We start from the raw sequence: 13,461 nt of genomic DNA on the forward strand, positions 1-13,461 counted from the left end.
CTACCAGTCTTTGCAAGTAAGGTTATTTTTTTGGCTTCAATCAGTTGTGTATTTTTCCTATATATTTGAATGAGGCGTTCATTCATGAAGTATCTGCTGTTTTCCCTTTGTTTGGCCCCTTTGTCCTGCCTTGCGCAAAGCGTCGATTTTTCAATCGATTTTTCGGAAGGTTGTGTTCCGCTGACAGTCAATTTTACTGACATATCCACTGCAAGCCCCATCACAGACTATCAGTGGACTTTTGGCAATGGTAACAGCTCTGTGCTTCAAAATCCCAGCGCAGTATATACCGGCGCTGGCACATTTCAGGTGACATTGGTGGCCAAATCCGGCGCCGCTACGTTGGGGACTAAAACGATGGACATTGTGGTACATGACAAGCCTTCCATTGATTTTTCGTTTTCCCCTGTGGAAGGGTGCAGCCCGTTGCCAGTGTCTTTCGTTGCTGAGAGCCTCACAGCAGGGAACACCCTGCAGTCTTTCGAGTGGGTTTTTGGAGATGGGAGCTCCAGCAACGAGGAAGCACCTACGAACACTTACCAAAGCCAGGGCGACTACTCTGTTACACTTGTGGCAAAAGACCAGTTTGGCTGCGAAAGCACTGTTTCAAAAAGTGCTATCATCAAAGCATTCGGGATTAAGGCAACCATCGGAGCTGATAAGACCGTTTTGTGTGAAACGCCAGCACAAGTGAGCTTTAGTGCGGCTGTGACCGGCTCAGGTGTGACCGGCACAGGTGCGGCCGGCACAGGTCAGAACATCGGTTACAAATGGGACTTTGGCGATGGCAGCACCAGCACAGCCCAAAACCCGCCCCATACCTACTCAACCGCAGGCGATTATAAGGTGACAATGACAGCAACTGACGAAAAAGGCTGCCAGGATAGTCAGGAGCTTTCAGTTGTAATCGGCAGCGGTACTGGGATCTCTTTCACAGCGTCTGCTTCTCAGACTTGTGTTGGCAACCAGGTTTACTTCATAGAAACATCTGACAAGACGATACTTTCCCGGCACTGGGATTTTGGAAACGGGAAGACGTCCGATGCGGCTTCTCCGGTCACCACCTTCAGCGAGCCGGGCAAATATCAGGTAGTGCTCACGGCCCAGCTACAAGGGCAGGCTTGTGAAGCAAAAACAGTGAAAGAGATCATCGTGGGGGCAGACGCAGCACCGTCGTTTACCGCCCAGCAAAAGTGCTCACTTCAAATTCAGTTTTCGAATAGCTCGACCAACAGCACCCGATGGAGTTGGAACTTTGGTGATGGAATGACATCGGAAGATGAGTCGCCCATTCATGCTTACGCCGCTCCGGGGTTGTACCAGGTAACTTTGACCAGCTATAGCAGTGCGGGCTGTGAAGCATTGCTAAGTCAGGAAGTTGAGGTGGTTCATATCGTCAATACAAAGATTCTTCCCGAAGACCAGCAAAGCTGTAGCGAAATTTCGCTGTCGGGCTGCGCACCGTTCACGCTTCCGTTTACTTCTGCAACAGAGGCAAGTGAAAGCTACTCCCTACTCTGGACTTTTGGCGACAATACGTCGACCACCGAAGCCAACCCTACACATGTTTTCGATCAGCCCGGAAACTACGAGGTTGTGTTACTGGCGACAAGCGCATCTGGTTGCACGAGCCGGAAAGAAGTGGCCGTGGTGGTGTCATCCACAGTGCCTACAGCGGCCTTCACTGTCAGCAAGCAAGTTGTTTGCGCCTGGGAACCGATCAACTTCACAAGCGAGTCCCTGAATGCTACTTTTTATTGCTGGGACTTTGGTGATAGTACAGGGACTATTGAAGAGAACCCGATACATAGTTATGAACGACCGGGGTTGTACACGGTGAAGCTAAAAGCAAAAAATGCCGGTTGTGAAGACGAGATTGTTAAAACAGAGCTAATAGAGGTATTGAACCCTTTTGTTGATTTTGACTTTTCGAAAAGCTGCAACGATCCTAACATGATCAGTATCAGCAACTTTTCAAGTGACTACGATGGCATCACATGGGAATTTGGTGACGGCACTAAGAGCAACGAAATAGCTCCATCGCACACCTATCCAGGCCGGGGCACTTATACATTGAAAGCTACCGCATTCAACAATGAAACGTCCTGCGTGGTATCGGTCGAGCAGGGAGTAAGCATTTACAACGTTCGGGCCGACTTTTCCACCACCGACACCACGATTTGCAAAGGTATTCCTGTTCAATTTAATGATGCATCAATCGATGCCGAGCATTGGGTCTGGACGTTTCCTGATGGCACCAGGTCGGATGTCACCAACCCGATGCAAACCTATTATGATGCCGGGTATTTTGGAGCAGAGTTGACTGTTACTGATCCCGACGAGTGTACATCGACCATAAAAAAAGAGGATGTCATCAGGGTATTGGACATCGATGGCGCATTTAGTTTTATTACAAATAATAAATGTGACTCTCTCGTAGTTAACTTCAAAGACTTCTCCAGAGGATCCCCCGGCATAGTCGCCTGGGAATGGGATTTTGGGGATGGCGGCTCGTCCACATCGCAAAACCCCGTACATGCCTATTACGGCGAGATGAACTACAATATCGGGCTGACACTGACAAATACTGAAGGCACGTGCTCAATATTCAGAGAAAACGTTATTTCGTTTGTTAAGCCTGTTCCCAGGTTCATGACGGAAGCCGATGCGTATTGCGTGAATGATACGTTGACGTTAGAAAACATATCGATGAACGCCGTCAGCTATAGCTGGGAACTCGGAGATGGCAGCACATCCACTGAGCTGGGGCCGGTTGTTTCTTACAACACGCCGGGCAGTTACACCATCAAGCTTCTTGCGCAGGACGTTGATGGATGCCTGAGCAAAGAACCAGCGATCAAAGAAGTCATTGTTGCGCAGCCGCAGGCTAAGTTCGAGGCTGTCAATACTTTTACCGAATGCCCACCGCTGATCACTACCTTTCAGGATAAGTCGGGCGAGGGCATTGCCTCTTACCAGTGGGATTTCGGCGATGGGCAAACATCGGCACTGGCCCAGCCGGTGGTGACTTATCTCATTCCGGGCGACTACTCAGTGTCACTTTCTGTAGTTGATGAGTATGGCTGCATGAGCACCGTTACAAAAGACACCATCGTCAGTGTAGGCGGCCCCTATGGTTCACTTGACTTTGATAGTTTGAGCACTTGCGAAGGTTTTGATATACTGTTTGAAGCGCATGGCACCAACACATCGACTTATAGATGGGATTTTGGTGATGGTGACGTGGTGGATACACAAAGTAACTCTATAAACAGAGCATACGATGAAGCTGGGAACTATTTTTTAAACCTGGTCTTCATCAATTCACAAGGCTGCACTGTGCCCTATCAGGTGTCACCTGCCATCGCCGTGGCACCCGGGCCCGAGTCTGACTTTACAATCAGTGAAATGTACCCTTTTACCCATGAGGAAGTGGTCGTCTCTGTAACGGAGGATTCAGATAGTCTGGCGTACTTCTGGCTAGTAGACGGCATAGAGTGGGAGGGGAATGAAGTGGCCGTTTCCTTCGAAAACTATGGAGACAACGATGTGACGCTTTTTACAAAAGACACCGTGGGATGCGGCTCTGCTGTTGTCCATTCGTTTTTTGTGCAAGAGGAAGTCACCGATCTCCCCAATGCATTTTCTCCAAACAACGACAGTTTCAATAATTCTCTTTACCTGCCTGGCGTGGAAAACGGCTTATGGACACTTGAAATATACTCCCGGTCGGGCACCCAGGTCTTTCGCATGGAAAGATACGCAAATGACTGGGAGGGAGGAGAACTGGCTGCCGGTGTTTACTTCTATCAACTTGCCAACGAGCTGCGGCCTGAAAAAAAGATGAAGGGCTACCTTCACCTTGTCAGGTAATACTGAAGGTGGGCGGTAAAGGCGCTGCCCTGTTATACTCTACTGCCGTGAATCACTGTTAGCAACCTCTTGAATTTTTCTTTTGCGCTTTCTGAACTAAAAGCTAAAGCTTGCGTTAACAAAAATGTTAAACAAAAAAGTAAAGAGCTTTCGTTCATGAAAATCGAAGAAGCACAGACTGAGCATGTGATCAAAGAGAAGGCCAAAGAGCTTTTTTTTAAGAAAGGGCTGATCAAAACGACTACCCAGGAAATTGCTGACGCTGCTGGGGTGAACAGGGCTTTGATTCATTACTACTTCAGGTCGAGGGAGCATATGCTGAGTATTCTGCTGGACGAAGCGATGGAAGAAAAGCGGGAACGGGTAAAAAGCATTCTTTCATTCGACCTGCCATTTAGGGAAAAGATAGCCAGGTACATCGATGCGATCATTACTTACAACATGACGTATCCATATCTTGAAAACTTCATCATCAGCGAAACGGTGAGAAACAAGGATAGAACCGAAGCCTACTGCGCCAGGAACCAATCCCGATCAAGTGACTTGATTCGTGATCAGTTGGCCGAGGAAATCCAGCAAGGCAGGCTGGCACCCGTTACACCCGAACATTTTTTGGTTAACCTTATTGCGTTATGCAACTACCCAATGCTGGCTAAGCCTATTTTGAGAACGATTCACGGCATGACGGAAGAGGCTTACCACGAATTTTTGCTTGAACGAAAACAGGTCATCTACATGACAATTTTTAACGAAGAAATGCCATCAGTTAGCTAATGACTTCTTCTTCAACCAGTAACTTATTAATAAACTTTTAAGAACAAATTTGAGTATGCAGCTTTTTCTACGGAAAGCACATTTGTTTCAAAAAACATCCATCAGGATGTCGATGCTGACACTTGTGTTAGTTTTATTGAATACCACTTTATCGCTGGGCCAGAGTGGCGACCCGCTGGAGGTTGCCACGCTTGACAAGGTGGTGGAATATGCCCTGGCTCATCAGCCCAATGTGCAGCAGGCCCAGATTGACGAGGAAATTACGGACAAGGCCATCAAAGGGAAGCTGGCCGACTGGTATCCTCAAGTCAATTTCACCTATAACTATCAACGTTTTATTGACTTGCAAGCAAGTGTAATTGGAGGGAACGTGATTCGGTTTGGGGTTAACAATACCTCATCAGCGCAGTTCAGTGCTACCCAGGCTGTGTTCAACAGAGATGTGCTTCTGGCTAGCAGCACTGCTTCTCAGGTGCGAAGTCAGGCCGGCCTCAATACCAGCCGCAGTAAGATTGATGTGGTGGTGAATGTAACCAAAGCTTTTTATGACGCATTGGCCATGATGCAGCAGATTGAGGTAAACGAGGAATCGATCGTTAGACTGGAGCGCAGCCTGAAGGATGCCCAAAGCCGGTATAATTCGGGTGTGTCGGATAAAACGGATTATAAAAGAGCCACTATTTTGCTGACCAACGCCAAAGCTTCTTTGAAGACGAATCAGGAGCTGCTTAAGTACAAGCAAGAGTACCTGAAAACGCTGATGGGCTATCCGCTTGATCAGAACCTTCCGGTGCAATATGATCCGCTTTTGATGGAACAGGAAATAGCTCTCGATACAACCCAGGAGGTGAACTACGCTGATCATATCGATTTTAAGATTATGCAGTCACAGAAAAACCTTCAGGACGCCAACGTGAAGTACAGCAAATGGGCTTTTTTGCCTTCTGTTAGCCTGTTTGGTAACTATAATCTTAACTATCAAAACAATAACTTCAGCGATTTGTACAACACAAAGTATCCATTTTCTTTTGTTGGGGCTTCGCTGGCGCTGCCAATCTTACAAGGAGGTAAGAGGTTAGTGAAAATTCAGGAGGCTAATTTGTCGAACAGTCGATTAGACCTTGGACTGAAAAACCTGAAGAGTAATATCAATACTGAGTACACCAGGGCACTGGCGTCCTACAAAAGCAATCTGGCACTCTATCAGGCACAAAAGGACAATGTTGAACTTGCTGAGGAAGTCTATGACATCATTCAGCTTCAATATCAAAGTGGTGTAAAAACCTACCTTGAAGTCACGATCGCAGAGAGTGACCTGAGAACAACCCGTATCAATTATTACAATGCCCTGTACATGGTGCTTGCCAGCAAAATGGATGTGCTGAAAGCCCTGGGCCAAATCAATTATTAATTCTTTAATTACTCAACCATACATGTCAGTGAATAAAATTTACATCTTTTTTGTCTTTGGCTTACTGCTAATCGCCGCAGGATGCGGAAGTAACAATCAACAGGGAGGGCCAGCACGGGGCCCGGTAGCAGTCACCGTGGAAGAGGTCAACTACACAATCGCACCTTTTTATGAAGAATACCCGGCTACTGTGAAGGCTTTGCAGGAAGTTGAGCTTCGTCCACAGGTGAGTGGTTATATCACAGGAATCTTCTTTAAAGAAGGTGACAAAGTAAAAAAAGGGCAGAAGCTCTACACCATCGATCAGCAGCAGTCGCAGGCGGCGTATAGCCAGGCGCTGGCGAACCTGGCTGTGCAGGAGGCCAATCTCGACAAAGCAAAAAAGGATTTTGAAAGATACAAAGAGCTTGAAAAAGACGATGCGATTGCCAAGCAGCAGGTAGATTATGCTGAATCGGCCTACACTTCAGCCAAGCAACTTGTAGAAGCAGCGAAAGCCACTGTAAACAGCGTGCAAACCAATGTGCGCTACTCAACGATTGTGGCGCCATTTGACGGAACCATTGGCATTTCAGCAGTGAAGCTTGGTGCGTCGGTAACGCCTGGCCAAACGCTGCTTAACACTATTTCTTCCGATGATCCCATGGCAGTGGATGTAGTTATAGATCAAAGCAAAATCAGTGGCTTTAGCCAGATATTGGCGAAAGGCAGTGATAACGCAGCCGATTCCGCTTTCAGACTGGTGCTTGACAAGTCTTTGTACCCGCATTTTGGAAAGCTAAGCTTTATCGACAGGGCGGTAGATCCGCAAACGGGCACCATCAAAATTCGGGTGGAACTGCCAAATCCTGAGCACATGTTGCGCCCGGGCATGAGTGGCAGCCTGCAAGTGTTGTCGAACGTGTCCGGCAAATCCATCACCATACCTTTCAAAGCCGTTACAGAGCAGCTGGGCGAATTCTTTGTCTATGTGTCCGACGGTAGCAAGGTGTCGCAAAGGCGGGTGAAACTGGGGAAACAAATTGGCAGCAACGTTATCGTTGCCGATGGTTTGAAGCAAGGTGAGGTAATTGCGGTAGAGGGTGTGCAGAATCTTAGAGAGGGAGCCGCCATCACAGTTGCCACAGCGAAGTAAATAATTCAACCAGAATCTATTCAATTAAGAAAAAATGGTCGCAGATGTTTTTATAAAAAGACCCGTAACCGCCATCGTCATATCTATTGTGATTGTGCTGGTTGGTCTGATTGCGATGAGCACATTGCCCATCTCCCAATATCCAGATATCACACCTCCAACTGTAGCTGTAAATGGCGTTTATATAGGAGCTGACGCTGAAACGGTGGAGCAAACCACCACCACCGCCATTGAAACGCAAATCAACGGCACACCTGGCATGACTTACATGTCAAGCAACAGCACCAGCAGCGGAGTGAGTGGCGTCACCGTCACATTCGACATAGGTACTAATATTGATATTGCTACGCTCGACGTCCAAAACCGGGTAAGCGTGGCTGAGCCTACCCTTCCTGAGATTGTAAGAAGGTTGGGACTTACCGTGCGCAAAAGGAACCCGAGTATTTTTATGGCCCTGGCGCTATACTCTCCTGAAGGCACGCATGACGCCACCTTCCTTGGCAACTTTGCCAATATTTACATGAAAGATGCCCTCCTTCGGGTAAAGGGAGTAGGGGACATCTTTTCAGTGGGGGACGATTTTGGTATGCGTATTTGGTTAGATCCTCAAAAACTGGCTAACCTCAAGATTACACCAGCTGAAGTGAACGCAGCCCTACAGGAACAAAATCTTCAGATTTCGGCGGGAACAATTGGCAGCACACCTCAGGCTTCAACGCAAACATTTGAGTTTAATATACTGACAAACAGCAGGATAAGCACAGTTGAAGACTTTGAGGATATTGTGGTAAAAACCAATCCGGTCACGGGAAATATGGTGTACCTGAAAGACATTGCCAGGGTAGAGTTGGCCAAGGCTAGTTATGGTAACCACCCGTTTGTGATGGGTAGGCCCGCTTCTTTTGTGCTGCTCTACCTGGAGCCGGGTGCCAATGCGCTAGAAGCAAACAAGGGCGTGCGGGAAACGCTTGCGCAGCTTAAAGCCAATTTTCCCAAAGACGTGGATTACCTTATTCCTTTGGAAACAACCTCTGTTGTGGAAGTATCACTTAAAGAAGTGGCATTCACACTGATGGAAGCCATGATTTTGGTGATTCTGGTAGTATTCCTCTTTCTTCAGACCTTCAGGGCCACTTTGATCCCCATCCTGGCGATCCCAGTGTCGCTGATAGGCACCTTTATCTTCTTTATTCCATTTGGCTTTACGATTAATACGCTTACCCTGTTTGCGTTCGTGCTGGCCATTGGTATTGTGGTGGACGATGCTATTGTGGTGGTGGAATCGATTCAGCACAACATGGATACTCACAAGCTTTCAGCCAAAGATGCTACCATTAAATCGATGAAGGAAATCTCTGCACCTGTAATAGCCATTGCATTGATTCTGGCAGCGGTGTTTGTTCCGGTTGGCTTTGTTCCGGGAATAATTGGAAAACTTTACCAGCAATTCGCCATTACAATTGCTATTTCGGTATTGATTTCTGCTTTCGTTGCCCTTTCGTTGACGCCGGCGCTGTGTATGTTGCTGCTGAGGCCGTCTGATCAATCCAAAAGCAAGAAAGGACTGGAGTGGTTCTTCAGTCGCTTCAACCGCTGGTTCGACAAAATATCGGGTTCGTATACAAACGGGGTGAGAAGGTGGATCAAGGGAACTCCGTATGTGCTGGTGATGATGATTTGCCTTTTCGTTGGCCTATTCTTTCTGTTCCAAAACAAATCGACTGGGTTTATTCCCACGGAGGACGAAAAACGCTTTTATGTGACCTATGAAATGGCAGAAGGCACCTCCACGAACCGCAGTATTGAAATGCAGCTGGAGCTTCAAAAGCGCATCATGACCCTGCCATCGCTGGAGGTAGTAGGGGGGCTGGCTGGACTGAACATACTAACTTTTTCTAATAAATCGAACGTAGGAACACTGTTTGTGAACCTAAAACATTGGGACGAACGTGATCCGGAAACGGAGAGTGTGGAAAAAATTATTGGGCAGGTTATGGCCATGACTTCTGATATCAAGGAAGCAAGAGTGCTGGCGATTGCACCTCCGCCTATTCCGGGTCTTGGAAGGTCGTCCGGATTCACTTTTGAGCTTTTGCAGACCAGTAGCCCCGATGATATCTTCGGTTTTGAGGCGACCATGCAAAAGTTTATTGCGGCAGCCAATCAGCGACCTGAGATAGCCGCCGCCTACTCGTTCTTTTCGGCCCGAACACCGGCTTACCAGGTCGACCTTGACAAGGAAAAGGCAAAAAAGATGGGCGTCAACGTGGCCCAGGCTTATGGTACATTGTCGACTTTGTTGGCAAGCAGCTACGTGAACGATTTTAATATTTATGGAAGAAACTTTAGGGTGGTAACCCAGGCCGATACTGTCTATAGAAAAGACATCGACGACATCGGGAAATACTTTGTGAAAAACAGCATGGGTGAGATGGTGCCATTGAGTGCACTCATCACCACGAAGGTGATTGAAACACCGGCGCTCATCTCACATTATAATATCTACCGGTCGGCGGAGATCCTCGGCACTTACGCTCCCGGCTATAGCAGCGGCGATGCCATCAAGGCGTTGCAGGAAGTGGCGGCAGAAGTGCTGCCGACTGGCTATAGCTATGAGTTTGGTGGCATGAGCTACGAGGAAGTAAAGGCTGGAAACACCCAGAGCATCATATTTCTTGTGTCCATTGTCTTTGTCTTCCTGTTTCTGGCAGCACTCTACGAAAGCTGGTCGATTCCATTTTCGGTACTGTTTGCAGTGCCCATTGGGGCGTTTGGCTCTATCCTGACGCTGACACTTCTACCAGGACTTACGAACAATATCTATGCACAGATTGGCTTGATTACGCTGATAGGGCTGGCAGCCAAGAACGCCATTCTAATTGTGGAATTTGCAAAAGAGCGAGTTGACGCAGGGGGGGACATTATAGAATCAACGCTGGAAGCTGTAAGGCTGCGTCTGCGGCCCATTATCATGACGTCGCTGGCATTCATTTTGGGTGTGCTGCCTCTTGCGATCTCCACAGGTGCTGGTGCTGAAGCCAGAAAAACCATTGGCTGGACGGTGGCCGGAGGGATGGTAGCAGCCAGCTCCCTGGCCATCTTTGTGGTGCCGGTGCTGTATGTGGCTATTTCAAAAATTGCCTACCGAAGGAAAATGAAGAAGGCAGCATTGTAGTTGTCATTTGATTTTATGAGTTACCAAAGCGCCTGGGAAGTAGTTTTCAGGCGCTTTGTCGTTATTTCAGATGGTGAATACTATTCTACTCCACCCGCAACTGTTCCACGGGATTTAGCTTGCTGGTTTGCATCATTTTGTAGCCCACAGCGCCTACAACAATCCCAAGAATAATCATGACTGGCCAAACATAGTGGATAATGCTGATGTCGATATGGTAGGCGTAGATGCCATCAAGCACAGAATGCATCACTGCTGACCCACCGGCCAGGCCAATGATGGCGGCAATGCCAAGGATCCAATAGATGTCTCTTCCCAACAACTGCGTAATTTGCTGCCACGAAGCTCCCATCACTTTTCGAATGCCAAATTCCTTCTTTCTCTTTTGGGCAATCAAAGAAATGAGTGTGTAGAGGCCTACAATAGAAATGAGGATCGAAATAGTGGCCACAATCATGCTGATATTGATCATGATGAAGTTGGTTTGTCGCACTTGCTGCATCACATCTTCCTGAAGAAAACCTCCGTAGAGCTCCTGCGGAAAAAGCTCATACCACAGTGCTTCCAACTCTCTGTTTTTGCCGGTGGCCAATCCATCGGTCTTTAAGGTCGCATAGCCATAACTTTGAGGTCTCATCAGGCGCATTACGCACGGTTTTATTTTGTTGTTAAACATGATTTGCCGCAAGTTGAAATCCTCAACAACACCAATTATCGTGTATCGGTCACCGTCTACTACAATTGGTTTGTTGAGCGCATCTCCTCCCAGCTGGTCTTCCAGCATGCTGTTGATAACTGCTTCCTTTCTGGGCTCTCCTGTATGTGTTCCGTTGCCAGAGAACAGAGACCCGTTAATGAGTCTTATTTCAAGTGTTTCAAGGTACCCGGCGCCGACACCCAATTCAGCGACTTCGTATTCCTGGCCGTTGAAATCAATCGAACTGTTGTTAAAGCTAAACCCAACCAACGAGCTTGTGCCTGCTATTTGCCTGACATCAGTTTGCTGTTTCAGTCGATCTTCCAGTAACGTGTATTGTTGAGGGTCGCTCAAAGGTATATTGATAACCCCGCCCAGGTCATAGCCCCGGCCGAGCCGCTCCTGATACCATGCGTTGTCGGTGGTCACCAGCAGGCCAAATATATTGTAGAAGCAGAGGGCAAACTGAAAAGTAAGCAGCACTGTCATCAGCCTGTTCTTGCCAGAAAGGACCACTTTGTTTCTGAAGATGGCGAGCGAGGGAAACTTTGAAATGTATAAAGCAGGATAGGCACTTGCCATCAGCCCAACGCACAATACCAGCACCAAACCAAAATAAACAAAAGTGGTCCATGGAATCTGGTCAGGTTGAATGATCTCATAGCTCATCATAGCATTGTAGCCTGGAATCATATAATAGGTAAGTCCCAGCGCTATCACCACAGCCACACCTATCATCAGGAAGTTTTCCAGAATGAATTGGGTGATTGTACTGGTTCGGTTGCCGCCAAGCACTTTCCGCACGGCGATTTCCTTCAGTCGGTTGCCAGACAGCGCAATGCTTGTGTTGATAAAGTTGAAGCAGGCCAGCAGTAAAATGCCAATGGCAGAACCCAGCGTGCCAGCTACTGCTGCCGGATGCATTTGCGGCACAAAGGCAGAATTGTGCAACGATGCCTCTAGGGCTGGCCACTCCAGTATATTGTCGAGTCTGTACTCACTGATTTGTAAGTCCTTGTTCGCTTGATTTTGAACATCCAGGTAAGTATTCATTTGTGACACCAACCTGGTCATATCGCCTTCAGGTGCGTAGACAAACGTACCATCTACCCAATTGGACCAGCTATTTTCATCTATTCCATAAAAGTCGGACAAGTGTTCAAAGTCGGCAATGATAGACAGCCGAAAGCTTGTATTGTTGGGAAGCTTTCTGAAAACGTCTTTCACCGTCAATAGCTGCTCCTGATGATTAGGCAATATGACCGTCAAAAGTTTGCCGACAGGGTAGGGGTCGCCAAAGAATTTCATCGCAGTTTCATCCGACACATACACTTCACCATGGCTCAGAGCTGGCAGTGGTTCTTTGTTGAGATTTGCCAAATCAAAGTGGCGAATGAAGCCCGGGTCGGTAAAGGACAAGCCTTCCATGAACAGCTTGTGTCCACCTCCCTCGCTTGATTGATTGGCCAGCTTGACTGCAATGGACTCATTATGGTAGCGAAAGGCAGCTATGCCTGCGAGGTGCAGGGCAGGGGCAAGGGCTCCGGGGCTGGTGCCAACAGTTGATTCTGCGGTACGCAGTCCGTTTACTTTATAAATTGAAGCCGCTTGAGGGAAGTATTCATTGAACGTATCGTTGAAACGATAGTTAAAGTAGCCAATTGTGCCTATAGAAAGCGCAAGTGCCATGCCGAGAATGTTGGCTGCGATGTAAAACGGGTTGTGTTTCATGGCCCGTACAGAGGTGGTGATGTAGTTCCCTGGCAGCTGACTCACCCGAACGCCAGCAGGCTTTTTTATCACCGAGAGGCGGAAAAGCTTCAGCACCTCCAGCCGGTAAATTCTTCGGGCTCGCTGTAAACCAACGCTTTCGATGTTCTCCTCAAAAGCCTCTTCCAGGTCTCCCTGGAGCTCTTCAAATAGCTCTTCCCGACAAAACCATTGCAGCAGCCGGAACCAAAATTTAGGTAAATGCGGATGGCTCATAGCAGTTGTGTTGAAGGGACAAGGCTCCACATTTCGTCTCTGAGGGTTTTCATTTCTCTGAGGCTGGCTTTGCCACTCACGGTGAGTGCATAGTAGCGCTTGCGCCGACCGCCACGTTCTTGTGTAGCACCACCGTAGTGCGAGGTGACAAAACCCTTTTCGCTCAACCTTGTTAGGGCGGTGTGGAGAGCCCCCCGGCTTAAACGCCTGTTGAGTCTTTCACTGATGTCCTGCTGGATTTTTAGCCCGTAGGCATCTTCATCTAGTATCAGTATCGAAAGCAGAATAACTTCTTGCAATTCACCTAGTTGAGCTCCTTTCATCGTATTAGTGTCGTAATTGAAGACCTAATATAAAATTTATTTGTTTCTTAAATGAAGACATGACAGAATTTTACAATTGAAAATCAC

General features: G+C 47.7%; 7 protein-coding genes. 5 read left to right on the forward strand and 2 right to left on the reverse strand.

Annotation, left to right across the window (positions count from 1 at the left end; genetic code table 11):
* Positions 1 to 69: 69 nt before the first annotated feature.
* From RT717_RS10150 to RT717_RS10170, 5 genes are all read left to right on the forward strand, one after another.
* Positions 70 to 3,873 (forward strand): PKD domain-containing protein, encoded by a 3,804-nt coding sequence (locus RT717_RS10150; protein ID WP_317491622.1) that lies wholly within the window; start codon positions 70 to 72, stop codon positions 3,871 to 3,873.
* 156 nt (positions 3,874 to 4,029) lie between these two features.
* Positions 4,030 to 4,647, forward strand: coding sequence for a TetR/AcrR family transcriptional regulator (locus RT717_RS10155; RefSeq protein ID WP_317491623.1), 618 nt, complete (start codon positions 4,030 to 4,032; stop codon positions 4,645 to 4,647).
* Positions 4,648 to 4,702: 55 nt separating this feature from the next.
* Complete coding sequence (locus tag RT717_RS10160; protein ID WP_317491624.1) at positions 4,703 to 6,058, forward strand: TolC family protein; 1,356 nt, start codon at positions 4,703 to 4,705, stop codon at positions 6,056 to 6,058.
* A 22-nt stretch (positions 6,059 to 6,080) separates the two neighbouring features.
* Positions 6,081 to 7,193 carry an efflux RND transporter periplasmic adaptor subunit gene (locus RT717_RS10165; protein ID WP_317491625.1) on the forward strand — a complete coding sequence of 371 codons (1,113 nt, stop codon included), beginning with the start codon at positions 6,081 to 6,083 and terminating at the stop codon, positions 7,191 to 7,193.
* 34 nt (positions 7,194 to 7,227) lie between these two features.
* Entirely contained in the window at positions 7,228 to 10,368 is a 3,141-nt protein-coding gene (locus tag RT717_RS10170; protein WP_317491626.1) for an efflux RND transporter permease subunit, read from the forward strand.
* Positions 10,369 to 10,453: 85 nt separating this feature from the next.
* Here RT717_RS10170 and RT717_RS10175 read toward each other — a convergent pair whose 3' ends face one another.
* Positions 10,454 to 13,051, reverse strand: coding sequence for an FtsX-like permease family protein (locus RT717_RS10175; protein WP_317491627.1), 2,598 nt, complete (start codon positions 13,049 to 13,051; stop codon positions 10,454 to 10,456).
* Positions 13,048 to 13,374, reverse strand: coding sequence for a PadR family transcriptional regulator (locus RT717_RS10180; RefSeq protein ID WP_317491628.1), 327 nt, complete (start codon positions 13,372 to 13,374; stop codon positions 13,048 to 13,050). The genes RT717_RS10175 and RT717_RS10180 overlap by 4 nt, the downstream gene beginning before the upstream one ends.
* Positions 13,375 to 13,461: the final 87 nt, after the last annotated feature.

The organism is Imperialibacter roseus (assembly GCF_032999765.1).
GTDB lineage: Bacteria > Bacteroidota > Bacteroidia > Cytophagales > Cyclobacteriaceae > Imperialibacter > Imperialibacter roseus.

Bases quoted from the DNA above. Each gene is read 5' to 3' on its own strand.
- RT717_RS10150 (WP_317491622.1), top strand. From the start codon at position 70: ATGAGGCGTTCATTCATGAAGTATCTGCTGTTTTCCCTTTGTTTGGCC.
- RT717_RS10155 (WP_317491623.1), top strand. From the start codon at position 4,030: ATGAAAATCGAAGAAGCACAGACTGAGCATGTGATCAAAGAGAAGGCC.
- RT717_RS10160 (WP_317491624.1), top strand. From the start codon at position 4,703: ATGCAGCTTTTTCTACGGAAAGCACATTTGTTTCAAAAAACATCCATC.
- RT717_RS10165 (WP_317491625.1), top strand. From the start codon at position 6,081: ATGTCAGTGAATAAAATTTACATCTTTTTTGTCTTTGGCTTACTGCTA.
- RT717_RS10170 (WP_317491626.1), top strand. From the start codon at position 7,228: ATGGTCGCAGATGTTTTTATAAAAAGACCCGTAACCGCCATCGTCATA.
- RT717_RS10175 (WP_317491627.1), bottom strand. From the start codon at position 13,051: ATGAGCCATCCGCATTTACCTAAATTTTGGTTCCGGCTGCTGCAATGG.
- RT717_RS10180 (WP_317491628.1), bottom strand. From the start codon at position 13,374: ATGAAAGGAGCTCAACTAGGTGAATTGCAAGAAGTTATTCTGCTTTCG.